This window comes from Alkalimarinus alittae, assembly GCF_026016465.1.
Classification (GTDB): Bacteria; Pseudomonadota; Gammaproteobacteria; order Pseudomonadales; family Oleiphilaceae; genus Alkalimarinus; species Alkalimarinus alittae.
Genome location: NZ_CP100390.1, coordinates 3,915,001 through 3,941,121 on the forward strand (window position 1 = coordinate 3,915,001; position 26,121 = coordinate 3,941,121).

A 26,121-nucleotide genomic window follows, 5' to 3' on the forward strand; every position below is an offset into this window, starting at 1 on the left:
TAAAGCCTGGCTCAACTTTAACACCGTCAGCAAACACTACACCTCGCGCCAACGCATCCTTTGCCGCTTTACCACTCACCACCAACCCTGCACGCCTAAGTATTTCATTTACCCAAATCTCAGACTGGCCTTCAAGCTCCAGGCATACTTCAGGCACATCATCAGGAATCTCCCCCAAATCCATTTTATTACCTGCAGATTTATGAGCATTATCTGCAGCATCCTTATCATGAAATCGCTCAATAATCTCCCTTGCCAAAATTTGCTTAACTTCTTGAGGGTTGCGCCCCTCCGCAACTTCGCTTCGATAGCTTTCAATTTCTGACATTGGCCTAAAGCTTAACAATTCAAAGTATCGCCAAATCAATGCATCAGGCATAGACAGTATTTTGGTGTACATTTCACCAGGGGCATCTGCAACACCTATATAGTTACCTAATGACTTGGACATCTTTTGGACGCCATCCAACCCTTCAAGGATTGGGACCGTTATGATTGTTTGCGGCTCTTGACCTGCACTCTTTTGCAGCGTGCGCCCCATAAGCAGATTGAATTTTTGATCTGTCCCACCAAGCTCAACATCAGCCTTCATTGCGACCGAATCATAACCCTGCACTAGCGGGTACAAGAACTCATGTATTGCGATTGACTGCTCACCCTTGAAACGCTTACTAAAGTCATCGCGCTCTAGCATTCTTGCCACTGTATATTGGCCAGCCAACCGAATCATGTCAGATGCTGACATTTTTTCCATCCACTCAGAATTGAACATCACTGTCGTCTTCTGGGGGTCCAATATTTTAAATACTTGTTCTTTATAAGTCTCTGCATTTTTGGCAACCTGCTCCTTCGTTAACGGAGGCCGGGTAACACTTTTACCCGTAGGATCGCCAATCATCCCCGTAAAGTCGCCAATCAAAAACAGCACATCATGACCCAAGTCCTGAAACTGCTTTAGTTTATTGATCAATACAGTATGACCTAAGTGTAAATCTGGTGCAGTCGGATCAAAGCCTGCCTTTATGCGCAGTTTTTTACCTGATTCTAGCTTCTTAATTAATTCTTCTTCGACAAGTAACTCATCCACACCGCGACGAATTACTGATAACGCTTGCTCTACTGAGGACATCAACCTTCACCATACGATACATGCAGCAACATTATTGCCATACATTTTAACTAATATTAGCCACAATTTACGCTTAACAAGAGTAAACTAAGCACTTTATAGGATAATACCTATAAAAAAGAAATAGCTGGCAATTATAACAGATTTTAGTGCTGATTCATGAAATCGTTGTTATTCTTCTTTGATCTATTAGCAATATATCACCTATACTTAAAGTGAATTGCCAAGACCTGTCGAATAAGCGCTAGAAATAAAAGGTATTAACGTGACACGAGAATTTCCAAAAACTCACTTATTAGCTGCGGGGGGCTTAGGCCTTGCCGTATCCGTTATGCTGTTACTGAGCCCTAGCAGTGATGTTGAAGCTAATCGCATTTCCATTCCTTTACAAATTAAGGAAGCAAGCCTTAATGAAGCTAAAGAACCTTCAACAGCTGGCCAAAATTTTCCTGAAGACAGCATGCAGGCTTCATCCTCTCCACAATTACCAGAAAGTGACGAAGACACGTTAGCACAATGGGACAGCTTCGAAGTAAAGAAAGGCGATACTCTATCGACACTTTTCAAAAAAGCAGGCTTTAATGACGGGTTTATGTACCAGGTCATCGCAGGACATAAACGAAATAAACAACTTGCAAACATCTACCCTGGTGAAACATTGGCGTTCCTTAGGAATAGCAATGATGAGCTCACACAAATACGACTACAAAGAAACCAACTAGATTCACTCGTTGTGTCTCGCGGAGAAGACGGCAAGTTTACCAGCGAGGAAGTTTCTATCGAGCCAGAAGTGCAACTCGCTTATGCAGAAGGTGAAATTGATAGCTCACTATTCCTTGCAGGCCAAAAGGCGGGGCTAAAGCAATCAATGATCATGGAACTTGCCAACATTTTCGGCTGGGATATCGATTTTATTCTCGATATACGTGACGGCGATAAGTTTAATCTTGTGTACGAAGAACTTTACATTGATGGTAATAAAATTGGTGAAGGTAAAATCATCGCGGCAACGTTCAACAATCAAGGCCGCGAATTAAAAGCCGTTTTATATAAAGACAAAAAGGGTGATGAGAACTACTTCACCCCTGAGGGCCACAGCATGAGAAAGGCCTTCTTAAGAACACCTATTGATTTTGCGCGTATTTCTTCACACTTCAATCTTCGACGTAAACATCCCGTATTACATACAATAAGAGCTCACAAAGGCACAGATTACGCTGCCGGCCGCGGAACCCCCATCAAAGCAACAGGTGACGGCAAAGTCATTCATGCTGGTCGAAAGGGTGGATACGGTAAAGCAGTTGTTATCCAGCACGGGCAAAAAATATCTACACTATATGCGCACATGAGCAAATACGCTCGCGGGGTGCGTACTGGCTCCAGGGTTAAACAGGGCCAAATTATCGGATACGTTGGTAGCACAGGCTTAGCATCAGGTCCTCACCTTCATTATGAATTTAAGGTTAACGGCGTGCAGAAGAACTCAGTCAAGGTTAAGCTACCTCAAGCCAACCCGATTAGTAAAAATGAAATGGCTGAATTCAAAAAGCAAACTAATCTTTACTTGTCTCAGCTTGACACTCTCTCACAGAGCTACCGTTTGGCCTCTAACTAACCGTGACCAAACAAACAAGCGAATCGCTATATATTGGACTTATGTCAGGCACCAGCATCGATGCAGTCGATGCGGTGTTAGTCCAAATCACCGACAACATAAAAATCATAGCCTCACATTCCTGTCCCATCCCCCAACAGCTAAAAGACACCATCCTAGCCTTATGCTCTAGCGGGGAAAACGAAATTCAACGCGCTTTCGAGTTAGATCGAGAGTTAGGCTGTATTTTTGCAGACTGCGTTTTGGCGCTCTGCACCAAAGCCAATATTCAAGCAAACAACATATCGGCGATCGGCAGCCATGGCCAAACCATACGACACTCACCTCACGGCCAACACCCTTTTACCTTACAAATAGCCGACCCAAACACTATTGCAGAAAAGACGGGGATCACTACGGTCGCTGATTTTCGCCGAAGAGATATTGCAGCCGGCGGCCAAGGCGCCCCTCTTGTACCCGCCTTTCATGAAGACGCGTTCAAAAGCACCTCATCTAATCGCGCAATCATCAACATTGGCGGAATGGCTAATATAACGCTCGTTTCTAGGTCTCAACAACCTACGCGTGGTTTCGATACCGGACCTGGAAACGTGCTGTTAGATTACTGGGTTTACAAACATAAAACTAAAAAGTTTGATTATGACGGAGAATGGGCCGCCTCAGGAAAAGTTAATAACGCACTCCTAAACCAATTGCTTTCAGAGCCTTACTTGAAACGCCTACCACCGAAAAGTACTGGTAGGGAGCTCTTTAATCCTGAGTGGTTAGAATGCCAATTAAATAGCCTCCCTGACTTATCGCCAGTAGATGTACAAGCCACTCTCACAGAGTTCACCTGCAAAACAATCGCAGATGCGATAATCATTGACGACTCAACAATCAAGACAGAAGAACAAATAAATGAAATTTATGTTTGCGGAGGCGGCGCCAGCAACAGCTTCATACTAAGGCGTCTTCAGGCCCTATTACCTAATAAGCATGTCACCACAACCTGTGAGCTTGGTATTCCACCTGAGCACGTTGAGTCCGTGGCATTTGCATGGCTAGCCTACCGAACCCTACACAATCTTAGCGGTAATTTAGTATCGGTAACAGGCGCAAAGAAAGAGAGAGTTCTCGGGGCCATTTACTCTGGTAATTAAGAGATAATAAGTGCAAAGTAAACCCTCAACGTTATGAGGGCATACCGCTTAGATACTAAATGAGGAGCCACAACCACAAGTGCTGGACGCATTAGGGTTATTAACAACAAATTGAGAGCCTTGCAGCCCTTCACTATAATCAACCACTGCACCTACAAGATACTGATAACTCATAGGATCAACAAGCAGCATAACACCGTCTTTTTCAATAGCAGTATCATCATCAGCCATCGCTTCATCAAACGTGAAACCATACTGAAACCCTGAGCAACCACCGCCCGTCACATAAACCCGAAGTTTTAATTCAGGATTATCCTCTTCCTCTATTAGATTTTTTACTTTAGACGCTGCTGCGTCAGTAAAGACCAACGGATCAGGCATGTGCGATTCAACAGCACTCATAATTCCTCCAACGGAAAACAACCTAGACTACCAATTATCCAATTAACCAACTGTTTTAGTCAATTATTAGTCAGTAATATTTTATTAACTTGCGGATAGACTGTCTTCCTTTACAAAATCTTCTTCATCATCACTCGTATTACTCTCATGATGGTCTTTCGTATGCTGTGATAAGTCTGTCATAGAAACCGGCTCTTTATTGTGCACTAGATTTCCATTTACCTCAGCACCCATCACCATCTCAATTAAGTGATAATACACATTACCATTAATAGAGGCGTTCGCGGCAAGTTCAATGTGCTTTGAAGAATAAACATCGCCATGAACGGTCCCGTTTACAATAATGTGCGGTGCAATCACATCACCATGAACCTCGCCCACATCACTAATACGAATAATAGCCTCACTACTTTCATCCGCTCGAATAGTCCCTTTCACGGTTCCATCAATATGCAACCCTCCAGAAAAGTGTAAATCACCTTCTATTTGGGTTTTGTTTGATATCAGAGTATCGAAGTGCCCAGTTACAGGTTTACGCCCTTTTGATTTCTTATTGCCCCACATTGTCAATAACCTCCTGGCTCTTCCAGTCAAACGTCTGTTCAACTCGTGTATTTTTCTTGCCGCGTGCTTGCGCGACTATTTGAACTTTCTCTGGCGTGAAGTTATCCGGCAGGATTAACTCACCCGCAATATCCTGAAAATATCTGAACTTAAACTTAATACCTAGCTCTTTAACATCAGATATATCTCGGAGCGGCAAAATCTCTTTTTGCCCCCCCTTCGAACCGATAAAGTTAACCGCCACAACACCTTCTATATAACGTTTATTGTTCGCCACCTGTGTTAATACCACTTTATAAGCGTGGCGATTACTGTCTGATGTGCCGTGAATTTCGAGTTTCTGCACCTGTAAACCCTTAGTATTATCCGCTGGTGCTAAAATATTCTTATAAAAAGAAACATCTGCCTTCAGCTGACTAACCTCTTGCTCCAACCCTTTTATCGTCAACTTAACAGATTGATTTGCCTGAGTATCGATTGCCCTTCCTCGCTCAAGGTTAGCAATTTCTTGCCGATAGCGCCGATCGCTCTCACTGAGCTGCTGTAGTTCTTGTAGCAAGGAATCTCTTTCTTCAGCAACTTCATTATACTGAACCGTCAGTCGAGACTCACCTGCAACAAAACCCACCACCGCAATAGCAACAGACGATACGATAAAAAACACTGTTTGCCTTGCCCTTTTACCCGGGCGATGAGGTACAACAACCAACTTTTCCTTAGACCTTAATGACATAACAACCCTATTAATTTTTTGCCAACCAAACAACCCTTAAGGCATTAGTGCTACATGTTCAATACCAGTGGATTCAGCTAACCCAAACATTATGTTCATGTTATGTATGGCCTGCCCTGCAGCTCCTTTTACAAGGTTATCAATAACGGATAGAACAATAATCGTATCGCTATCTTCTTGCTGGTGAAGCGCAATACGGCACATATTAGAGCCTTTAACACTTCTCGTTTCTGGATGCGAACGCAGCGGCATGACATCGACAAAAGTTTCATCTTTATATCGCTGCTCATACAACGCCTGAATATCTTCTAACGACAAATCACTCTGCGATGCCGGTGTTAACCTTGCGTAAAGTGTTGCTTCAATGCCTCGCACCATCGGTAGCAAATGCGGCACAAACGTTAACCCTACATTACTAGACTGCATCGCATTGAGGCCTTGCTTGATTTCAGGTAAATGCCTATGGCCTGATGCACCATAGGCTTTAAAGCTGCCTGATGTTTCGCTAAATAAAGACCCTACACTTGCGCCACGTCCAGCACCACTAATACCCGACTTAGCATCTGCGATAAGGTAATCTGTCTGAATAAGGTTGTTCTCAAGCAGAGGTAAGAAACCTAACTGAACAGCCGTTGGGTAACAGCCAGGGTTCGCCAGTAACTGACAACCTTTAATCGCTTCTCGATTAATTTCAGGTAAACCATAGACCGCGCGCTCTATTAATTCACGACAAGCATGCGTTTGGCCGTACCATTTTTCCCATACGGCGACGTCTTTAATACGAAAGTCTGCAGCAAGGTCAATAATACGCACGCCTTTAGACAGTAACTCAGGCACTTGTTTCATCGCCACACCGTTGGGGGTAGCAAAAAAGACTAAGTCACATTCGGCTAGTTTGTTGACGTCTGGTTCGGTAAAAGGCAAATCTAGTCGACCTCTTAAATTTGGGTATGTATCAGATACAAGCGTGCCAGCCTCTGATCGAGACGTAATGACTTGTAAATCAACTTCAGGGTGCATCACCAACAAACGCAATAACTCGACGCCTGTGTACCCGGTACCCCCAACTATTCCGACCTTTATCACGATACTCACGCCTCCTAAGCGAAAAATCTGCGCACCACTAAATAAGTAACCGTTCTAGTGCGGCATATTATAGTTTACGTCACCATTCAAAATTTACTGAGATTTTACCATGTTACGATACCCACGACCCTTGTTACCATAAGCTTTAGTCGGAAAAATCGTAAATATTTAAGATTAATACCATCTTGTGTCAGAATAGGTCACTGTTAACTGACCCGTCACCCTCCACCTAAGGCTATTATGCTCTGGAATAAACTAAAAGATGCGAATATCCGGATGTTTCGCCATCAACTCGCTAGCGCTGATGCATTACCACAACTCGCGTTTCTCGGATTGATATCAGGCACCCTTGCTGCGGTTGTTATTGTTATATTCAGGTTTGCTATTGAGTGGCCTCTTTCATATTTTTTACCCGACCAAAATCCAGAGAACTTTGAAGGACTCCACTGGCTAACTCGTGGCGCACTTCCGCTCTCGGGCGCGATCATTATTGGCCTCTTTTGGTACAAACTTCAAATTAGCCAACGAAAAATAGGCATCGCCTATGTTATGGAACGTCTGGGGTATCACCAAGGCTACATTACCTTCAAGAGCGCTCTCATTCAATTTTTTGCCGGTATTGTCACCATGGGTACAGGCCACTCAGCGGGCCGTGAAGGCCCAGCGGTTCACCTTGGTGCGGCTTTCGCCAGTCTCTTAGGACAAAAGATGAAACTACCTAACAATAGTATTCGCACATTGGTAGGTTGTGGGACTGCAGCAGCGATTTCAGCTTCGTTTGATACGCCGGTTGCAGGGGTTATCTTTGCTATGGAAGTCGTTATGATGGAGTACACCATCGCCGGCTTTACACCTGTTATTCTGGCATCAGTCTCGGCGGCGATAATATCTCAATCGGTGTATGGCAGTAGTTATGCGTTTGTTGTACCTCAACTAGAAATGTCGTCATTAATGGATGTGCCCTTTGTGGTAGCAATGGGCGTTGTACTAGGAACACTCTCTGCAATATTTGTCCGTAACTTACAGTATTTCATGCGTTTTCAGTCTCGCCCTATTTTTTTACGTATATTAGCAGGAGGTGTCTTAACTGCTCTAGCGGCGATGGTGTTTCCCGAAATAATGGGGATTGGTTATGACACCGTAAACCAGACAATACTCGGTGAGCTATCTCTGGGCCTACTGTGTGCTGTAGCATTGGTTAAGTTATTCGTGACGGCAACATCTGTAGGTCTCGGCATGCCAAGCGGTATTATCGGCCCTACATTGTTTATCGGCGCTACCGCAGGCGGCGCTATGGGTGTGCTAGGGGCATTCATTGCACCTGAAAGCGCTTCGTCTACTGGGTTTTATGCCATGCTAGGTATGGGGGCTATGATGGGGGCTGTGTTACAGGCACCGTTAGCAGCTCTTATGGCGTTATTAGAATTGACACACAACCCCAACATTATTCTTCCCGGTATGCTAATCATCATCGTATCTAGTATGGTCGCTAGCGAGGTGTTCAAGCAGCGCTCAGTATTTTTGACCATTCTTAAACAGCAGGGCCTCGATTATCACAATGAGCCTGTCATCCAGGCATTGCGAAGAGTCAGTGTCGGTTCAATAATGGAGCGCAACATACACCGTTCAAACCGGTTAATAGATCTAGAAAAAGCGAAAGAAATTTTAGTGCACGAACCCAAATGGATCATCATCGATAAAAATAAAAAGCCCATATCTGCACTACCAACAGCAGACTTGGCAAGACACATAGAAGAAAACAATCAGAGATTTAAAGAGGCTGAAGTTGATCCTAGCGCTGAAAAGGTGATGATTGATTTACTAGAGATACCTGCGCAGCGAAGGGATATAGCGCCACTTTATTATCAAGCAACGCTGCAGGAAGCAATGGATCGGTTTAGCGAATCATCGGCTGAAGCTCTTTTAGTAGAAAAAACATCGGCGCCTATGATCAAAACAGTTTTGGGCATAATCACTCGTGCAGATATTGATAGTTATTATCAATATAAAAGGCGATGATAATCACTCACCAATCAAAAGATTAAACTTTCATCAGTTAAGGAGATAGCATTTTGCTATGGGTTAAAGCGTTTCATATTATTTCGGTTATATGCTGGTTCGCAGCGCTCTTTTATCTGCCGCGCCTATTTGTCTATCATGCGTCTAGCGAAGATGAGATTAGTAATGAGCGCTTTAAAATTATGGAGCGAAAGCTCTATCGTGGAATTTCAACGCCTTCAATGATTGCAACACTCATTTTTGGTTTTTGGATGCTCAGCTATAACGTTCAAGGCTATTTTGCAGGCGGTTGGTTTCACGCAAAGCTACTACTGGTTTCGTTACTCGTTATCTACCACGTCTATTCGGGTCATATACTTAAACAGTTTAGAGATGACAAAAACACCCGAAGCCACGTATTCTATCGATGGTTTAATGAATTCCCAGTGCTTATTTTAATCGCAGTGGTCATACTTGTTGTTGTGAAACCTTTCTAAACGACGAGTAGCAAAATGCCTCAAACATTACCTGCAGTATTGGTTATCGCCGGCTTAGACCCTAGCGGGGGAGCAGGCATTCAGGCCGATATTCAAACCCTATCGGCACTGCAATGCCATTGTACACCGGTGATATCAATCAATACAGTTCAAGACTCTCGTAAACTGCATCAGGCACACCCTGTAGCGCCTGAAATTCTTGAGCAGCAATTACTTACGCTAGAGGCTGACTTTGATTTCTCTGCCGTTAAACTCGGCGCTCTGGGCAGTGCTGAAAATGCCAAAGTTGTAGCCCAAAGCCTACTGCGCATAACAGCCAATAACCCATCAATCGCCGTGATACTCGACCCAGTATTAAAGGCTAGCCATGGCGGACTCCTAGGAGATGAATCGCTGCAGCAAACACTGCTTGATGAAGTTATCCCTTACTGCACACTCATAACGCCCAACGAACCAGAACTAAAAACACTAACAGGCGAGCCCTCTCCGCCGCATGCGGCAATTAAACTCGCTGAATTAGGTCCCTCAGTACTCGTTACCGGAGGACATAATAGAAACATGGCCGACAACACCCTGGAAAACACACTAACAATCGGCGCCCATCAGCCAGGCCGAGCACAGCGCTGGTTAATTACATTAGTTGATGGGGAGTTTCGCGGAACGGGCTGCACGTTTTCTTCCGCAATTGCGGGGTACATGGCTCAAGGATTCTCCATTACACACGCAATAGAAAAAGCCCAGCATTTTATCTCTCATACACTGGAAAGTGCGTATATTTTAAAATCAGGCCAGCGTATACCATTACGAATATTCAAACCATGAGTGCCAACTGGATTATGAACCAACCAGAAATAAATCCTCATCTACGCGGACTTTATGCCATCACTGACCCAGACCTACTGCCTGAGAACCAGCTAATTGAAGCGGTTGAGCAAGCATTAATAGGCGGAGCTGCGCTTATTCAGTATCGAGACAAAACAGCGACGGAGGTTGAGCTAGTCAGACGTGCCGAATCATTAGCCAGTTGCTGCAAAGCGTATAATAGGCCGCTGATTATCAATGATCGAATTGATATTTGTAAACGGGTGAATGCCGAGGGCGTGCATTTAGGCCAGGAAGACAACGCCATAAATGAAGCGCGATCACAACTAGGGCCCCACGCCATCATAGGTGCAACCTGCCATAACTCAGTTCTTTTGGCCGAGCAGGCATTGGCGGACGGCGCAAGCTATGTAGCATTTGGACGTTTCTTCAACTCACATAGTAAACAGCAAGCGCCACCAGCCGATCTCTCCATTTTTAAACAGGTAGAGAACAAGATACCGCTACCAAAAGTGGCCATAGGGGGCATTAATCTTGACAACGGGCAATCTGTTTTAGACCACGGAGCTGATATGATAGCGGTTATTCACGCTTTATTTGCGTCAGACAACTTTGCATCAAATAACATAGCTAAAAAGGCAAAGGCCTTTCAAACGCTTTTCAACCATTAAAATGCTCCCGTTAATCGGAGCCTTACAGCAATCAATACTGATAGGAATTAGACATGACACAGTCAGGCGATCTGTTTCAAGCGGCACAAAAAATTATCCCTGGGGGAGTTAACTCGCCAGTTCGTGCATTTAAAGGTGTAGGCGGTACGCCGATTTTCTTCAAGAAAGGTGAAGGCGCGTACATTACAGATGAAGATGATAAGCGCTATATCGACTATGTCGGCTCTTGGGGGCCAATGATATTGGGTCACGCCCACCCGCGCGTTATTCAAAGCGTCGAAGAGCAGCTAAAGGCTGGCTTAGGTTTTGGTGCGCCCACCGCCATTGAAACAACCATGGCGCAAAAGGTATGCGACATCATCCCATCTATCGACATGGTGAGAATGGTGAGTTCAGGTACTGAAGCGACCATGAGCGCTATTCGCCTTGCTCGCGGCTATACTAACCGAGACAAAATTGTAAAGTTTGAAGGTTGTTATCATGGTCACTCAGACTCGTTATTAGTTAAAGCAGGGTCAGGAGCATTAACACTCGGCGTACCCAACTCGCCTGGCGTTCCTGCATCAGTCGCTGAGCATACGATTACCTTGACCTATAATGACATTGAAAGCGTTAAACAAGCGTTTGCTGAGGTTGGAGACCAAGTCGCCGCCATTATTGTTGAACCTGTTGCAGGTAACATGAACTGTATTCCACCTGTTCCAGGCTTCCTTGAAGGACTCCGTGAAGTCTGCGATCAATACGGCACGGTGCTTATTTTTGATGAAGTGATGACCGGATTCAGAACGGCGCTTGCAGGCGCTCAGTCGGTTTATAATATTACGCCTGACCTCACCACTCTTGGCAAAGTAATCGGTGGCGGTATGCCGGTTGGTGCTTTTGGCGGTAAGCGCGAAATCATGGAATATATTGCGCCAACAGGGCCGGTATATCAGGCGGGCACATTATCGGGCAATCCTCTAGCCATGAGAGCTGGTCTCACCATGCTAGAAGAAATATCCAAACCCAGCTTTTTTGAAGGCCTAGCAGAGCATACAAAACAACTTACAGACGGTTTACTTGAGCGAGCGAAAGCCGCCAATATCCCGTTTTCAGTGAGTCGAGTTGGTGGAATGTTTGGGTTGTTCTTCACCGAAGAAGACAACGTCACCACGTTTCAACAAGTCACAAAATGCAATGTTGAGCGCTTCCAGAAGTTTTATCATGGCATGCTAGAACAAGGCGTTTACTTAGCCCCTTCTGCCTATGAAGCAGGGTTTGTATCGGCTGCTCATGGCCATAAAGAAATTCAAGCGACATTAGACGCCGCTGAAAAAGTATTTGCGACACTGTAGTAAGACTCGGGCCAGCAGAAATACCGCCGTTAAGTGGTTATTTCTGCTGGCAACACAACTCACAAACCATTCAAAAATTGCTCTGCTGTTTGTTTCAAGTCATCGTCATCCCCGACTAACGACAAGGCTTTATTCGCCAATTGTCTAGCCTGACGAATATCACCCTGCTGCAACCTTACCTCTGCCATCGCTAAATAAACCTGAGGCGCGCGAGGAGAGATACGCTGAGCTCGCTCCAAAGAACGAAGTGCCGACGCACTATCACCAGACCCCGAATATCGCTTGGCCTTTGCAACTAACTCCTTTGCGGCAGGCGATAAATAGCTAGTATTGGTGCGAGCCGATGGTTCATATGCCTTATTTAAATTGCCCTGAGGTGGTTTTGGCTGCTGCATTTGCGTAGTCGCCCCATCACCCTCTATCGTCGCAGGAATAACCCCAGTCGGTTGAACGCTGCAACCCGATAGCGAGATACCTAGCAATAAGATACACAGGGCTACTGCTCTTGATTGAATGCTCAGCTTTACCTCGCCATTCAAAGACTTGCTCAATCCTCTGCTCAAACTATTCTCCTTCTCATCACCCGTTAGTTAAATAATGAATTAAACCAGTGTCTTGCTCTCGAAAAACCACCCGTACATGATTGACTCTCTACAGGTTCACTTCCCACAATAAAGGGAACGAACCTTGCCCCTGTGCAACCATCTTGGGTTAAGTTGCCTGTGCTTTCATCAATCCAGCGATAGTTGATACCTGAAGGTTTAATCGGGTCAAAAGGCCTCTGAGGAAATTGCTTCATTAATTGACCCCATACTTTTAGAGCACCTGAACTACCCGTTAGCCCCGTTGAGCGATTATCATCGTGCCCTAACCACACCACCCCAAGGTAGTCGCCCGAAAAGCCAGCAAACCAACTGTCTCTTGAATCATTGGTTGTGCCGGTTTTACCGGCTACCGTAAGGTCAGCATTAAGATACCGATAGACACCCCTCGCAGTGCCTTCTTTGGCAACGCCAATCAAACCATATTGCAGCAGGTGCATCGAATTCGAATCAATCACTTGATCAACTTCATAAGCATAGCGCGAAAGCTCTTCACCACTCGAGGTAGTTACACTTCTAATCGCTCTAACCGGAACATTAAACCCTGACGCTGCAATGGTTTGGTACATTTGAGTTACGTCGATAGGGGCAAGTGTGGTCGCCCCCAAAAACAATGATGGATAAATATTCATTGGTCGGGTGACACCCAAAAGCCGAAGCGTAGCGGAAACCTCATCAACCCCCAGATCAAGCCCCAGGCGCGCAGTGGATAAATTATAGGATTTACTTAATGCTTGGTATAACGGGACTGTGCCGTGACTCTTGTTATCGAAATTGTTTGGTGTCCAGCGTTCACCGTTTTCAAACTCTAATGCAAAAGGCTCATCTTTTAGCGGCGTTACCAGTGTATATCTGTCTGGCTGTTGCAATGCCGTCAAATAAACAGCCGGCTTGATAATAGAGCCTATAGGCCGAATAGCATCCAATGCCCGGTTAAAGCCTGAGAATTTAGGTTCTGCTCCGCCCACCAATGCCACAACCTCTCCACTTTCACTTCCGGTCACAACTACCGCGCCCTCTAAAGGCGAGTCAGCCCTTTTTTTAGAAATCGACGCTAAGGTCGATTTAAGACTAGTTTCTGCCCTTTCTTGAATCTGAGGATCCAAGGTAGTGAATATCCGCAACCCTTCGCTTTGTAGATCTTCGGGTTGATAGTCACTGGCTAACTGCCGCTTGACCAAATCAATAAACGCAGGGTAACGGTTAGTGCTATAAGAGGGCTTATCAATAACACCTAACGGCCTTCCTCGTGCTTTAATAGCCTCACTCTGCGATATTCCACCTTCTTCGGCCAAGACACTCAACACCAAGTTTCTTCTCTCTAACGCTCGCGCCCGATGTCTTCGCGGGTCATAATAAGCAGGGCCTTTTACTAAGGCCACTAGAAGTGCACTTTGTTCAATTCTAAGGTCAGACAACGGCTTACCGAAATAGAACTGACTTGCCATACCAAATCCATGAATCGCTCTTGCCCCTGCCTGACCTAAATACACCTCATTAATATACGCCTCTAGAATATCCCGTTTTTCATAATGGAACTCTAACAACAGCGCCATCATCGCTTCAGTAGCTTTGCGAATAATAGTTTTATCACGGCTCAGATAAAAATTCTTAACCAACTGCTGAGTCAGCGTGCTGCCTCCCTGAACCACTCTGCCGGCCTTCATATTGGCTAGCATGGCACGAACAATAGAAAGAGGGGCAACACCAATATGTCTTTCAAAATCCCGATCTTCAACCCACAACAACGACTCAATCAACCCCTCAGGCACCTGGTCAAGTGTCACTAACTGTCGATCTTCTTTCTTGGCAGGGTATATCCCCCCTATTTGTAGCGGCTCTAGCCTTAGTATTTCGTTCTGCTCGCCTTTAGCAACAAAAAAACGATTAACAACACCACTGTCGATAGAAAACGCTACACGTCTGGCACTTTCTTTACCGTCAGCAAACAAAAAACCGCGAGAATAGATGACAATACCAGAACCATGATGCGCAAATGTCCCCGGGATGTCAGCCTTAACCGTCTTTTTATACCCTAGCGTCTTCAACTCTAGCTGCAGGTTTTCAGCATTGAGTGCAAGTCCGTCATAGATCTCAAGAGGTCTAGCATACACGCGAGCCGGTATTTCCCAGCGCTTGCCTTCAAATTTGGCCCTAACCACTGCATCCAGATAAATAACCCAACTCAATAGCGCCACCAACAACACTACTATCAGCTTAAAAATTAGGCCTTTACTAGGTCGCAGTTTCTGCAATAAATGGTTACTCTTATGCTTAGAGTTAGGTGAACTAGACCCTTTAGATTTAGACGGTGTTCGCTTACTCATAATGTAGATAATTACCTATTTCCATTAAGCAACGACTTAAGTAAGCCGCATTGCCGACAACAAGGAGTGAACAGTGAGTGTTGAGCTGATAAAAGCACTGCAGGATCCTACGCTATACGATCACCCTACGGAAGGCTTTCGCATACTCGAAACACATATATCCTGGGTTATTCTAACAGGCTCATACGCCTATAAAATCAAAAAACCGGTCAATTTTGGTTTTCTCGATTTCTCTTCATTAGAAAAGCGTCAGTATTTCTGCAATGAAGAGCTGCGCCTCAATCGCCGCCTAGCACCCGACCTTTATATTGATGTCATTCCTATTTTTGGCTCAATCACTCAACCAATAGTGGCTGTCGATCATTCCAAAAAATCCGACAACACAGCACAGGACTTAAATACTAGCCAGCCTATTGAGTACGCCGTCAGGATGGTTCAGTTTGATCAAAATGGGTTGTTAGATGTGTTGGAAGAAGCACAAAAACTAACACCTGAGCACATCGCAATACTGGCCAAACGCTTAGCCGCATTCCATCAAAATGTTAACACTCACATCCCTAATAGCGATTTTGGCACAGCCGCAAGCGTTTTCGCGCCTGCTGTTGAGAACTTTGAACAAATTAAAGCCACGCTAACGGAGCCACCACTCATCACTGAATTATTGCCTTTACAGGAGTGGACGGCAACCACCTTTCAAAACTTAAAGCCGTTGATTAGTCAACGCAGAGCACTTGGGTTTATTCGAGAGTGTCACGGTGACCTACATCTAGGCAACATCACGTTATTTAATCATCACGTGGTTATTTTTGACTGCATTGAGTTTAATGCTTCGCTTAGCTGGATTGATACCATTAACGATCTGGCATTTCTGGTGATGGATCTGGAGAAAAGAGGCCAATGGGCCTATGCGAATCAGCTGACTAACCACTATTTAGAGCTTACCGGTGACTACCAGGGCGCGGCATTACTCACGTTTTACAAAGCCTACCGGGCAATGGTGAGAGCTAAGGTCGCTATTTTATCACTTCAAGCAGATAACGATGAAAAATCGACTCAAGTTAACCATTCATTAATGCGTCACTACCGCCAATATATAGCGCTCGCGAGCAGTTACGATACAGCTCCTAGATGTTATATTTTACTCATGCACGGGTATTCTGGATCTGGTAAATCGTACGTCAGCAACCATTTAGTTGAGCAATTAGGGGCTATACGCGTTAGAACAGATGTAGAGCGAAAGAGATTATTCAATTATAGTGCAACCGAAAATACGCAATCACCTATAGATGGTGGAATCTACACCCATGAGGCCACCCAAAAAACCTATCTGCATATAGCGTCACTAGCCTCTACATTATTAGGCAGTGGACACGCCGTCATCATCGACGCGGCACATTTAAAGCAATGGCAACGCCATTTATTAGTAAGTGTCGCTGAATCCCAAGCAGTCCCCCACATGATTGTCACTTGCTGCGCTGATCATAAGGTATTAAAAGACAGAATCACAAAAAGAGCTCAGCGACCTTCAAACAGTCAGAAAAAAGATGCCTCAGAAGCCAAGATTGATACGCTGGAAAAGCAATTGTTATCAGCAGACCCGCTATCAAAGGATGAACTCAAGTACACCGTTAACGTTCATACTGACCAAACCGACGCTCTGAACTTAGCCATCAACACGATCAAAAGTTACTTAGGCAGTTAAACTTTGAGGCACTTAAAAAGCATACGAGCCAACCAATTCGATAATTTTATCTTCTGTAATAGGTTTGGCAATAAACAATAATCCTTGCTTCTCTGCTTTTTCGATTACATCGTCTGTTACATTACCTGTTAACAGAGCAATAACCGCATTGGTGCAATTATTTTTTAATTGCGGCGCAATCGTAATCCCATCAGTACCCGGCATATTCATATCTAGGGTAATTAAGTCGATATTTTCGTTCTCGTAAAGCGATATTTTTAAGGCTTCTGCTGCATTTTCAGCCTCTAGTACCTTCCAACTAGGGAACTGATTCTCAACAATCGCTTTCAGCATTAAGCGTGAGACTTTACTATCATCTACCAACATAATCGTTTTTGTTTTATCCATAAAGCACTCCTTCAGTGTGGCTAATCCGGCTTCAGATTGTCTGACCCACTACGTTCGATAACAATCTGATACAGCAAGTAAAAAAAATTATTCTATACTCTATATAACAACCTAAAAAGCACTCAAAGAACCTTAACGCTAGAGGCTCAATAACAAGGAAAAGAATATAGAAGATATAAATGCCTATATAAGAACTACAATAACCAATATAGCTTAAATAAACCGAGACGAATGATAATAATCCGATAGAGCGTGTGATTATGACAGATCAAGTAAGAATTATTGACGACCCCCTTTATCAGACACTGCGTAGCGAAAACATTTCTGCGTTCAACAGTGCAAAAGCTAACACGTCACCATTACCCAGTTTTGAATTCTGTGACTTTAGGGGGCTTGATTTAAGGGGGATGAACGCAGATGGGCTTGACCTTAGAAGCGCTTATTTTAGAGGTGCTGACTTGCGTGGAATAGACTTTCGAAATGCACAAATTGAAGGGGCAAGTATAGCCGGAACCAAAATTTCAGGGTGTTATTTTCCTAAAAACATCTCGTCAGATGAGCTTATTATGTCGCTAAATCATGGCACGCGTTTACGCTGTGACGTTTAAGGCTTTTTTATGTTTTTCCCCGCTGACCACCCTACTGCAATTGATGCCCTGCTTGAACAGTATCATGAACTTTCAGAATCTCTAAATAGCAGGGTTACATGGCCAGGAAAAAAGCTGACCCTTTTACCTGGTGCAGATATTTCACACTCTCTGTCGTCTGGACAGCTAGCCTTAGTAGAAAGAGGGTTGATTCATGTAAATTGGGGAGAAAGAACGGCCTTCATACTGCAAAAGGGCGATTTTATCTCCCATTTTGACATCTATGATCAGCAAACCTTATCTTACATTACCGAAGAGACTTCCACTGTTGTCTGCATTAATCCAGAGGCATTAAACGACCAGCTAGCGAGCGACAAAGCTGCACAGCAACAATGGCATAATCTTTTATTAATTCAGAGTGCCATATTTAGCACTATTTATGGTGCGGGTGTTAAGCAAGGCATCAGGCCTGCCGCGGGTTTTCAGCGATTCTCCGAAGGCGATATCATTATTAGAGAAGGTGATTCTGCAGACCACGTTTTTACACTACTCAAAGGTAAGGCTGTTGCAAGCGTCAACTCTGTACCTCTAGGCGTGATCAATGAGGGTGAAATATTTGGAGCACTCGCCGCTGTAACAGGTGAAGCCCGAAACGCCACGATTATTGCCAACGGCAATTGCACTGTGATGACGGTTCCCAAAGAACAGTTCATCGATTTAATAAAATCTCAACCCGAGACATGCCTTCAGATGATTCAAACCATGGCCTACCAAATTACTGAACTTAACAACCTCGTCTGCGCTCGAGTCGAATCCACTTTATGATATACTGCTTGCTGTTTTAATTTCGATCAATCTCCATTACGTCAGGAAACTCAATATGCAGGTGCTATGCGATCTGGACGCAATCCAAGAAGACCAAAGTAAAGGTTTTGAACTCAACGGAATATCGCTATTTGCCGTACGAAAAGATGGCCAAGTGCATGTTTATCAAAACCAATGCCCCCATTTGAGCATCCCTCTTGAGTATATGCCGGATCAATTTCTTTGCAGTGAAAACTATTTTATTCAATGCTCAACCCATGGCGCGCTATTCGAAATTGACTCAGGCAACTGCGTCAGTGGTCCTTGCGTGGGTGATAAATTAACGCCGATTGAGACTACCATTGAAAATAACCAAATACTTATTCGCATTCCCGATGAGCTAACAGCGTAGCCTCTTAGCGCTTGCTCTACAACTAAAGCTATTCAGACAACGTAGGGGCAGCGTTCAGCTGGACTGGAAGCTGCCTTGTTAACACAATATCAGTATCTGAAATATCTGCCCCGTAAGCCAGAATCTCAACGCCTCTTGCTGCAGCCTGCCGCAACAACTGCCCATATTCAGGGTCAATATGATCAGCAGGGCGAACACTTTTAATTCCCGTATGATTAACACAAAAAAACAATACGGCTCGATGGCCCGCCTCAACCATGGCCATTAACTCTCTCAAATGTTTTTGCCCTCGTGCACTTACAGCATCAGGGAACATCCCAATATGATTTTCAGTTAACAGCGTCACGCTCTTTACTTCGATATAACAGTCTCGGCGATCCTTTTCAGGGTTAGATAAAAGTAGGTCAATGCGGCTTTTTTCGTCACCATAGCGCACCTCACGAGATAAGTCGCTATAGCCTTTTAACGCCTCTATCACATCTGCGTTTATCGCTTCTTCAACTAATTTGTTTGCTAAGACCGTATTAATACAAGCCCAATCACCCTCAAGTGTTTCTAGAAGCTCCCAAGTATTAGGGTATTTCCGCTTGGCATTATCTGAGGTGCTAAACCACACCCGGCTACCAGGCACATTACACCCTGTCATTGCCCCCGTGTTTGGACAATGAATCGTAAGTACCTTCGGCTGTTTTCCGTCTTTTTCAACTTCAATGTCTGCTAAAAACCGCTTATATCGCTGGATTAACAAACCTGACTGCAGCTTTTGATCAAACTTCAAGGGAGGCCTCTTATAAAAAATGTAACAAATTAGATTAAACATGATGAATTTGCTACTTTTAGACATAAAGAAAATAAAACGTTGGCCAACGCATCATTATTCTGATATTTTCCGCTGGCTAAATTGTACTGTTTCCTTATCAAGCATAAGGTTATATAGTACGGCGTGTATGATTTCTCCGAGCCGTTCTGCACCAAAAAGGTTCGGTCTGAAGTAATAATAAGATGAGGCTGAAAATATGCCAGATACAGCGATGAATAAAGACGGATTTTCAGGTTTTACTCCTTACCCGATTAAAGACGGTGAAGAGTACATGAATGAAGCACAGAGAGATCACTTCCGCGAAATTTTACTTGCTTGGAAGCAGGAATTAATGGAAGAAGTTGATCGCACGATGCATCACATGCAAGAAGACGCAGCTAACTACGCAGACCCAAGTGACCGCGCGACTCAAGAAGAAGAGTTCAGCTTAGAGTTACGTACTCGTGATCGTGAGCGCAAACTCATTAAGAAAATCGGCAGCACGGTTGACCGTATTGAAAAAGACGATTACGGCTTTTGCGACTCTTGCGGTGTAGAAATTGGCATTCGTAGACTTGAGGCGCGACCGACAGCATCACTCTGTATCGACTGCAAAACACTTGCTGAGATCAAAGAGCGCCACTCAGGCCTCTAATCGTCACCAAGCTAGCGCTTATTAACAGCACTAAGCTCACGACAATATACGAGCGCGGTATCAAACCCGCTCGTAAAGATTTCCTCATATGACTCACCCTAGTTCAAACTATCGCGGCAGATTTGCCCCATCTCCTACCGGGCCTTTACATTTTGGTTCTCTTGTAGCGGCGCTAGCCAGCTTTCTCGACGCTCGAAAAAACAACGGTATATGGCTTGTCAGAATTGAAGATATAGATCCGCTTCGAGAGGCACCGGGGGCCAGCAGCGACATACTGCGTACACTAGAATCACACCACCTATTTTGGGATGAAACCGTACGCTACCAGTCTCAGCAAAGCAGTGCCTACGAATCGTTAATAGAACAATTAAAGCAAAGTGGGCATACATATTATTGTCCTTGCAGTCGCAAAACACTGAATAAAAATAATGGCTCTCACAGCTCTGAGTGCAATCCTCAACATCCCGATGCATTAAAGCCTATGGCCATTCGGTTTCACACGAAAGAAAGAACGTATACTTGGAATGACTTATTACTCGGGCAGCAGTCTTTTTTAGCCAATAAGCAAACCGATGACTTTGTCATTAAACGCAAAGAAGGCTTTTACTCATACCAACTCGCCGTTGTCTGCGACGACATAGACCAACGTATCACTCATATTGTTCGCGGCAGTGATTTACTGGATTCGACTCCAGCTCAACTTGCTCTTTATGACGCCCTAGCCACTTCTCCACCGTTATTTGGTCATATCCCGATTATTGTAAATAACCGAGGACAAAAACTCAGCAAACAAAATTTAGCCCCCTCAATAAACACCCCTCGGATCAGTCAAAACTTACAACATGCGCTGGCCGCACTTAACCATCCTTTGCCGCCTTTACTAAGCGGAGCGTCCGCCGAGGAGATCATTGCTTGGGCCATTCAAAACTGGTCGCTTAACCGAGTCCCTAAAAGCCTATCAATACAAGGTGGATGGCATACCACGTCTGAGTTATGATGTGCCTCTATAAGATAATTGATATCACGCAGCCCCTATTCGGGATTTCTAATAAAAAATGTATATTTACCGACTTGTTTTTCTGCTCGTGCTGGCCATCTATATCTTCTCACCCGTCGTCATTGGCTGGTGGGCAGAACCTGGTGGCGCGTGGTATCGCCCCTATATCATTTGGCTTGTATTAATAGGCGTCGCAATTTGGCTAGAATCTAGGCGAGGCCCAAATGAGTTTTAACCTGATCCAACTCTTTCTTATCGGGATCACCTACCTATTACTATTATTTGGCATTGCTTGGGCCACCGATAAAGGGTTTGTCCCCAAACGCATCGTTCGTCACCCCGTCACTTACGTGTTGTCCCTCGGCGTGTACGCTAGTGCCTGGGCATTTTATGGTTCGGTTGGCCTCGCCTATGAGTTTGGCTATGGGTTTTTAGCTTATTACCTGGGGGTTTGTGGTGCCTTTTTATTAGCGCCAGTATTAATGCTGCCGATACTTCGCATTACCCGCGCCTACCAACTTTCATCGTTAGCCGACTTATTCGCCTTTAGATACCGCAGCCAGTTTGCAGGCACATTAGTCACATTATTCACCCTCATGGGCACTTTGGCGTTACTCAGTTTACAAATACAGGCCGTCGCCAACTCCATTCAGATCCTTGCACCTGGCGCTCCCCCCAATTTACTTGGCTTTGCTTTCTGTCTGGTTATGATCGCATTTGCCTTTTTATTTGGCGCACGAGGCAACATCCCTGGCGAAAATAATGACGGCTTGGTTGTCTCCATTGCGTTTGAGTCTATCGTTAAGTTAGTGGCTCTACTGGCTATTGGGTATTATTCCGTCAGCGAGGTGTTTGGCGGGTTTAGCGCACTCAATGAGTGGCTGCAAACTCAGGGCCCGCGTGTCACAGCGTTTGAGCAAACCATAGATGATGGGCCATGGAGAGCGCTGCTGTTAATATTTTTTGCGTCTGCATTAGTCATGCCTCACATGTTTCATATGTCGTTCACCGAAAATCAAAACCCGCAAAACTTATTCAAAGCCTCTTGGGGTTTACCGCTCTATTTATTGCTAATCAGCTTACCAATCCCGCCCATTCTATGGGCGGGTATCAATCTTAACGCTTCAACAGTCCCGGAGTATTACACATTAGGCGTATCTCTCTCAGCCGACACTCCTGCACTCAGTATTGTCGCGTTTATCGGTGGTCTTTCTGCCGCCAGCGGCATGATTATCGTCACCACGCTTGCGCTTGCAGGTATGGTGCTAAACCACTTTGTATTGCCGGTATACCCGCCAAGAGGAACCGACAATATTTATAGTTGGCTAAAATGGGTAAAACGCGGGTTAATCGCATTAATCATTTTTCTTTCTTATATTTTTTATCTCATAACAAGCCATTCCGTATCGCTTTCGTTGTTAGGCATACTCGCGTTTTCAGCAATGCTACAGCTCTTGCCAGGTGTATTAGCCGTTCTCTATTGGCCTATTGGCAATAGAAACGGTGTCATTAGCGGCATGATAACCGGCATCATCATCTGGGGTTTCACTATGCTGAGTCCCTTGCTTTTTGGCTATGATGCAACGGACTTGCTGGGCGTGCTGACAGACTACAGCCTTGAGCGCGATCACTGGCATATTTATACGTTCTTCGCCCTCACCGCAAACGTGACTGTTTTTGTTCTTGTTTCGATGCTAACCGAAACATCACGCGCAGAAGAAGCCGCAGCCCAAGCATGCTCAGTAGACACGCTTTCACGTCCACAACGCAGAGAATTAGTCGCTAGCTCTTCAGGTGAGTTTAAAGAATGTCTAAGCAAGCCTCTTGGCGCACACGTTGCCAATAGAGAGGTCGAGCGCGCATTAAGTGAGCTCAAGCTACCCGCCATCGAATACCGCCCTTATGCCCTTCGCCGCTTACGAGATCAGATCGAAGTGAACTTATCGGGCTTAATGGGGCCGTCAATTGCACAAGATATCGTTAAACAAAACCTAAGCTATAAGCAGACAACCCCCAGCGGAGCCGGTCAAGATATTCATTATGTAGAGCGCTCACTAGAAGACTATCAATCTAGATTGACGGGGCTTGCAGCAGAGCTAGACAGCTTAAGACGATACCATCGACAAACACTTCAAAATCTGCCCATTGCCGCGTGTTCACTTGGGCACGACTTAGAGATTTTAATGTGGAATCAAGCCATGAGTATGCTCACGGACGTCTCTTCAGATCAGGTGATTGGCTCTAATCTTAGTGCGATCCCGCACCCTTGGGCTGGACTTCTCAACGATTTTGCTCAAGTAGATCAGGCGCACCTGCATAAAAAACGGATTGATTTAGAGGGGCAACCCCATTGGTTTAATCTTCATAAATCATTAATAGCAGGCCCTCAAAACAGTGAAGGCGGGCTAGTCATACTGTTAGAGGATCAGACCGAAAACCAATTATTAGAAGAAAAACTAATACACAGTAGCAGGCTTGCTTCAGTGGGCCGCTTTGCAGCCGGAGTAGCCCATGAAATTGGCAACCCAGTCACGGGTATCGCGTGCCTTGCACAAAATATGAAGTTAGAGACCGATGATAAAGAAATGCTGACCACGGCCCAGCAAATCATCGATCAGACCAAGCGCATATCAAATATTCTGCAATCCCTCATGAATTTTTCACGTTCGGGGAATCATTCTCAGTCAAGCGTACATGAACCTGCTAATATCAATCGCTGTATTCAAGAAGCGATCAACTTGTTATCTCTCAGTGGCCTGACTAACGATATTGGGTACCACAATGAGTGCGATGAAAGCCTAACCGTTATTGGTGATGAGCAGCGCCTTGTGCAAGTATTTATCAACCTGCTTTCAAATGCACGAGATGCGTCACCCGCCGGAAGCGTGATCAAGATCACTGGCAAAGTAGACGGTTACTCCGTTATCATTGATGTTTCGGATCAAGGAGGCGGCATACCTAAAGATCAGTTAGATCATATATTTGAGCCTTTCTATACCACTAAAGATCCAAACAAAGGTACTGGGCTTGGGTTATCGCTAGTCTACAGCATCATAGAAGAACATTATGGGCAGATCCAAGTGATTAGCCCCGCAGATAGGCAGACAGGAAAAGGCACCACAGTGAGGCTAAGCCTGCCCGCCCATCAACCCACTAACGACGACACTGATAAATCGGCTTTATAACGTATGAAACACATTCTCGTAGTAGAAGATGAAGAGATTATTCGTACCGCACTTCACAAGTTACTGGTTCATAACGGTTACGGTGTAGAGCAAGCTGAGTCTGTACAAGATGCTATCGATAATTATCAGTTTGATGAATTTGATCTGATAATCTCAGACTTACGACTACCCGGTCGCCCAGGTACAGACCTCATAGATTTAGCGGTCGGCAAACCTGTTTTAATCATGACCAGTTACGCCAGTTTACGTTCAGCTGTAGACTCAATGAAGATGGGCGCTATCGATTACATCGCGAAACCCTTTGATCATGATGAAATGCTAATTGCCGTCGAGCAAATACTTGAAAAACAATCGCATAACCCAATAGCCTCTGACGGCGAAGCCGAAGAAGAACCTGAGCTAGCAGACATATCCCAAATCAGTGACATTATTTACGGCCGCTGCCTGCCAATGAAAAAGGTTTTTAACCTCATTGCAAAAGTGGCCCCTACCGACGCAACCGTATTGATACAGGGCGAGTCAGGCACAGGTAAAGAGTTAGCCGCAAGAGCATTGCATACGTTTAGCAAGCGAGATAGCAAACCCCTAATTTGTGTTAACTGCGCTGCAATTCCCGAGACACTCATTGAGTCAGAACTCTTTGGCCATGAAAAAGGGGCATTTACAGGCGCCGTTAGTGCTCGCAATGGTTTAGTAGAAGCCGCTGATGGCGGCACATTATTTCTCGATGAAATAGGTGAGCTACCCATAGAAGCTCAAGCACGGCTACTACGAGTACTACAAGAAGGCGAGATTCGAAGAGTCGGCTCCACTCAAGCACTCAAAGTTAACATTCGCCTTATCGCAGCGACCCATCGAAACTTAAGAGCACTATCAAAAACCGGTGAGTTCCGTGAAGATCTGTATTATCGCCTCAATGTAATGCAGCTAAAACTGCCTCCATTGAGAGATAGACAGGGCGATATTCTCGATCTCGCAAAACTCCTACTTCAGAATTTATCTGACAAACTCGGCAGAACCGGCATGGCGCTTTCGCCCGACGCGATGAAAGCAATCCAAGAACATGACTGGCCAGGTAACGTTCGAGAAATGGAAAACGCCATTGAGCGCGCCATTATTCTTTGTGAAGACGGCATGATCACCGCAGATCTACTCGATATCGAAACAGATATTGATGAGTTTAGCATTCCAAAAGGGCTTTTTAGCCCAAGCGCAGCCAAGCCCAAACCGGTTCGCGACAAGCCGAAAGACCTATCACTTGAAGACTATTTTCAACATTTTGTTCTTGAACATCAGGAAAAAATGAGCGAAACCGAGCTTGCACAAAAACTCGGCATCAGCAGAAAAAGCTTATGGGAGCGTCGACAAAGGCTAGGCATCCCAAGAAAGAAAGGCTGCTAATACTACCACCTACCCTAGCAAGTGACGCCCTATTTCTATCAACCGTTTCTTGCGCTTTTAAATTTTAGCGTCTATATAATATAGACAGGCCAACCGTTGGGAATCTGTGCCAAGTAGTCGCTTTAGTTTAGTGTGGCGTAGTTTCCTCGTTTTTTCTTTGCTTCCCTCTCGGCGACTCCCCCACACTGTTACCGAGTGTTACCTTGCGAAACAATCGCCTTGTTTTTTGTTGCCGTTCCAGTAACAACCGACCTAGATTGATTTTAAACC

General features: G+C 44.9%; 24 protein-coding genes (1 of these 24 only partly in view). 15 read left to right on the forward strand and 9 right to left on the reverse strand.

Going from position 1 to position 26,121, the window contains the following annotated elements:
• A protein-coding gene (gene tyrS, locus NKI27_RS17695) for a tyrosine--tRNA ligase (RefSeq protein WP_265047335.1) crosses the window boundary here: on the reverse strand, positions 1-1,129 show its 5' portion. It extends 71 nt beyond the left edge of the window; only the first 1,129 of its 1,200 coding nucleotides appear in the window; the start codon lies at positions 1,127-1,129; its stop codon lies off the left edge, out of view.
• Between the two features lie 265 nt (positions 1,130-1,394).
• Here tyrS and NKI27_RS17700 point away from each other — a divergent pair, with 265 nt between their 5' ends.
• Positions 1,395-2,744 carry an OapA family protein gene (locus tag NKI27_RS17700; protein ID WP_265047336.1) on the forward strand — a complete coding sequence of 450 codons (1,350 nt, stop codon included), beginning with the start codon at positions 1,395-1,397 and terminating at the stop codon, positions 2,742-2,744.
• Positions 2,745-2,746: 2 nt separating this feature from the next.
• Positions 2,747-3,886, forward strand: a complete 1,140-nt coding sequence (locus NKI27_RS17705; protein ID WP_265047337.1) for an anhydro-N-acetylmuramic acid kinase — start codon at positions 2,747-2,749, stop codon at positions 3,884-3,886.
• A 48-nt stretch (positions 3,887-3,934) separates the two neighbouring features.
• Here the strand turns inward: NKI27_RS17705 and erpA are convergent, their stop codons facing one another.
• The 4 genes from erpA to argC form a co-directional block, all read right to left on the reverse strand.
• Positions 3,935-4,267 (reverse strand): iron-sulfur cluster insertion protein ErpA, encoded by a 333-nt coding sequence (gene erpA, locus NKI27_RS17710; RefSeq protein WP_265049551.1) that lies wholly within the window; start codon positions 4,265-4,267, stop codon positions 3,935-3,937.
• A 105-nt stretch (positions 4,268-4,372) separates the two neighbouring features.
• Positions 4,373-4,852: a bactofilin family protein gene (locus NKI27_RS17715; RefSeq protein ID WP_265047338.1), complete on the reverse strand. Its 480-nt coding sequence runs from the start codon at positions 4,850-4,852 to the stop codon at positions 4,373-4,375.
• The gene (locus NKI27_RS17720) at positions 4,839-5,585 is read right to left on the reverse strand and encodes a DUF6776 family protein (RefSeq protein ID WP_265047339.1); all 747 of its coding nucleotides are present in this window, start codon (positions 5,583-5,585) and stop codon (positions 4,839-4,841) included. Before NKI27_RS17720 ends, NKI27_RS17715 begins: the two co-directional genes overlap by 14 nt.
• A gap of 36 nt (positions 5,586-5,621) precedes the next feature.
• On the reverse strand, positions 5,622-6,680 hold the full coding sequence (gene argC / locus NKI27_RS17725) for an N-acetyl-gamma-glutamyl-phosphate reductase (RefSeq protein ID WP_265047340.1): 1,059 nt from the start codon (positions 6,678-6,680) through the stop codon (positions 5,622-5,624).
• 231 nt (positions 6,681-6,911) lie between these two features.
• On the opposite strand from argC, the gene NKI27_RS17730 reads away from it, so the two are divergent.
• From NKI27_RS17730 to hemL, 5 genes are read left to right on the forward strand one after another with little or no spacing between them, the layout of a single operon-like run.
• On the forward strand, positions 6,912-8,690 hold the full coding sequence (locus NKI27_RS17730) for a chloride channel protein (RefSeq protein WP_265047341.1): 1,779 nt from the start codon (positions 6,912-6,914) through the stop codon (positions 8,688-8,690).
• Between the two features lie 53 nt (positions 8,691-8,743).
• Entirely contained in the window at positions 8,744-9,166 is a 423-nt protein-coding gene (hemJ, locus tag NKI27_RS17735) for a protoporphyrinogen oxidase HemJ (RefSeq protein ID WP_265047342.1), read from the forward strand.
• A 15-nt stretch (positions 9,167-9,181) separates the two neighbouring features.
• A complete protein-coding gene (thiD, locus tag NKI27_RS17740; RefSeq protein ID WP_265047343.1) occupies positions 9,182-9,988 on the forward strand; it encodes a bifunctional hydroxymethylpyrimidine kinase/phosphomethylpyrimidine kinase in 807 nt (268 codons plus the stop codon).
• A 14-nt stretch (positions 9,989-10,002) separates the two neighbouring features.
• Entirely contained in the window at positions 10,003-10,659 is a 657-nt protein-coding gene (thiE, locus tag NKI27_RS17745) for a thiamine phosphate synthase (protein WP_265047344.1), read from the forward strand.
• A 53-nt stretch (positions 10,660-10,712) separates the two neighbouring features.
• Positions 10,713-11,993 carry a glutamate-1-semialdehyde 2,1-aminomutase gene (gene hemL, locus NKI27_RS17750; RefSeq protein ID WP_265047345.1) on the forward strand — a complete coding sequence of 427 codons (1,281 nt, stop codon included), beginning with the start codon at positions 10,713-10,715 and terminating at the stop codon, positions 11,991-11,993.
• 59 nt (positions 11,994-12,052) lie between these two features.
• Here the strand turns inward: hemL and NKI27_RS17755 are convergent, their stop codons facing one another.
• On the reverse strand, positions 12,053-12,556 hold the full coding sequence (locus NKI27_RS17755) for a tetratricopeptide repeat protein (RefSeq protein WP_265047346.1): 504 nt from the start codon (positions 12,554-12,556) through the stop codon (positions 12,053-12,055).
• 23 nt (positions 12,557-12,579) lie between these two features.
• Positions 12,580-14,922, reverse strand: coding sequence for a penicillin-binding protein 1B (gene mrcB, locus NKI27_RS17760; RefSeq protein ID WP_265047347.1), 2,343 nt, complete (start codon positions 14,920-14,922; stop codon positions 12,580-12,582).
• A gap of 73 nt (positions 14,923-14,995) precedes the next feature.
• Between mrcB and NKI27_RS17765 the strand changes: the two genes are divergently transcribed.
• Positions 14,996-16,624 (forward strand): bifunctional aminoglycoside phosphotransferase/ATP-binding protein, encoded by a 1,629-nt coding sequence (locus NKI27_RS17765; protein ID WP_265047348.1) that lies wholly within the window; start codon positions 14,996-14,998, stop codon positions 16,622-16,624.
• Between the two features lie 12 nt (positions 16,625-16,636).
• On the opposite strand, the gene NKI27_RS17770 is transcribed toward NKI27_RS17765, so the two are convergent.
• The gene (locus NKI27_RS17770; protein WP_265047349.1) at positions 16,637-17,011 is read right to left on the reverse strand and encodes a response regulator; all 375 of its coding nucleotides are present in this window, start codon (positions 17,009-17,011) and stop codon (positions 16,637-16,639) included.
• A 260-nt stretch (positions 17,012-17,271) separates the two neighbouring features.
• Here NKI27_RS17770 and NKI27_RS17775 point away from each other — a divergent pair, with 260 nt between their 5' ends.
• Genes NKI27_RS17775 through NKI27_RS17785 form a run of 3 tightly spaced genes read left to right on the forward strand, consistent with a single transcriptional unit; the run spans position 17,272 to position 18,814 of the window.
• Positions 17,272-17,619: a pentapeptide repeat-containing protein gene (locus NKI27_RS17775; protein WP_265047350.1), complete on the forward strand. Its 348-nt coding sequence runs from the start codon at positions 17,272-17,274 to the stop codon at positions 17,617-17,619.
• A gap of 9 nt (positions 17,620-17,628) precedes the next feature.
• Positions 17,629-18,423, forward strand: a complete 795-nt coding sequence (locus tag NKI27_RS17780) for a Crp/Fnr family transcriptional regulator (protein ID WP_265047351.1) — start codon at positions 17,629-17,631, stop codon at positions 18,421-18,423.
• A 55-nt stretch (positions 18,424-18,478) separates the two neighbouring features.
• Positions 18,479-18,814 carry a Rieske (2Fe-2S) protein gene (locus tag NKI27_RS17785; RefSeq protein ID WP_265047352.1) on the forward strand — a complete coding sequence of 112 codons (336 nt, stop codon included), beginning with the start codon at positions 18,479-18,481 and terminating at the stop codon, positions 18,812-18,814.
• 28 nt (positions 18,815-18,842) lie between these two features.
• On the opposite strand, the gene sfsA is transcribed toward NKI27_RS17785, so the two are convergent.
• Complete coding sequence (sfsA, locus tag NKI27_RS17790) at positions 18,843-19,592, reverse strand: DNA/RNA nuclease SfsA (protein WP_265047353.1); 750 nt, start codon at positions 19,590-19,592, stop codon at positions 18,843-18,845.
• Between the two features lie 238 nt (positions 19,593-19,830).
• On the opposite strand from sfsA, the gene dksA reads away from it, so the two are divergent.
• From dksA to NKI27_RS17810, 4 genes are all read left to right on the forward strand, one after another.
• Complete coding sequence (gene dksA, locus NKI27_RS17795) at positions 19,831-20,268, forward strand: RNA polymerase-binding protein DksA (RefSeq protein WP_265047354.1); 438 nt, start codon at positions 19,831-19,833, stop codon at positions 20,266-20,268.
• An 88-nt stretch (positions 20,269-20,356) separates the two neighbouring features.
• A complete protein-coding gene (gluQRS, locus tag NKI27_RS17800; RefSeq protein ID WP_265047355.1) occupies positions 20,357-21,265 on the forward strand; it encodes a tRNA glutamyl-Q(34) synthetase GluQRS in 909 nt (302 codons plus the stop codon).
• 224 nt (positions 21,266-21,489) lie between these two features.
• A complete protein-coding gene (locus tag NKI27_RS17805; RefSeq protein ID WP_265047356.1) occupies positions 21,490-24,450 on the forward strand; it encodes a sensor histidine kinase in 2,961 nt (986 codons plus the stop codon).
• A 3-nt stretch (positions 24,451-24,453) separates the two neighbouring features.
• Entirely contained in the window at positions 24,454-25,851 is a 1,398-nt protein-coding gene (locus tag NKI27_RS17810; RefSeq protein WP_265047357.1) for a sigma-54-dependent transcriptional regulator, read from the forward strand.
• The last annotated feature ends 270 nt before the right edge of the window (positions 25,852-26,121 follow it).

Bases quoted from the DNA above. Each gene is read 5' to 3' on its own strand.
- NKI27_RS17720 (WP_265047339.1), bottom strand. From the start codon at position 5,585: ATGTCATTAAGGTCTAAGGAAAAGTTGGTTGTTGTACCTCATCGCCCG.
- NKI27_RS17730 (WP_265047341.1), top strand. From the start codon at position 6,912: ATGCTCTGGAATAAACTAAAAGATGCGAATATCCGGATGTTTCGCCAT.
- gluQRS (WP_265047355.1), top strand. From the start codon at position 20,357: ATGACTCACCCTAGTTCAAACTATCGCGGCAGATTTGCCCCATCTCCT.
- thiD (WP_265047343.1), top strand. From the start codon at position 9,182: ATGCCTCAAACATTACCTGCAGTATTGGTTATCGCCGGCTTAGACCCT.
- NKI27_RS17805 (WP_265047356.1), top strand. From the start codon at position 21,490: ATGAGTTTTAACCTGATCCAACTCTTTCTTATCGGGATCACCTACCTA.
- mrcB (WP_265047347.1), bottom strand. From the start codon at position 14,922: ATGAGTAAGCGAACACCGTCTAAATCTAAAGGGTCTAGTTCACCTAAC.
- thiE (WP_265047344.1), top strand. From the start codon at position 10,003: ATGAACCAACCAGAAATAAATCCTCATCTACGCGGACTTTATGCCATC.
- NKI27_RS17780 (WP_265047351.1), top strand. From the start codon at position 17,629: ATGTTTTTCCCCGCTGACCACCCTACTGCAATTGATGCCCTGCTTGAA.
- NKI27_RS17785 (WP_265047352.1), top strand. From the start codon at position 18,479: ATGCAGGTGCTATGCGATCTGGACGCAATCCAAGAAGACCAAAGTAAA.
- NKI27_RS17775 (WP_265047350.1), top strand. From the start codon at position 17,272: ATGACAGATCAAGTAAGAATTATTGACGACCCCCTTTATCAGACACTG.
- NKI27_RS17770 (WP_265047349.1), bottom strand. From the start codon at position 17,011: ATGGATAAAACAAAAACGATTATGTTGGTAGATGATAGTAAAGTCTCA.
- dksA (WP_265047354.1), top strand. From the start codon at position 19,831: ATGCCAGATACAGCGATGAATAAAGACGGATTTTCAGGTTTTACTCCT.
- erpA (WP_265049551.1), bottom strand. From the start codon at position 4,267: ATGCCTGATCCGTTGGTCTTTACTGACGCAGCAGCGTCTAAAGTAAAA.
- hemL (WP_265047345.1), top strand. From the start codon at position 10,713: ATGACACAGTCAGGCGATCTGTTTCAAGCGGCACAAAAAATTATCCCT.
- NKI27_RS17810 (WP_265047357.1), top strand. From the start codon at position 24,454: ATGAAACACATTCTCGTAGTAGAAGATGAAGAGATTATTCGTACCGCA.
- NKI27_RS17715 (WP_265047338.1), bottom strand. From the start codon at position 4,852: ATGTGGGGCAATAAGAAATCAAAAGGGCGTAAACCTGTAACTGGGCAC.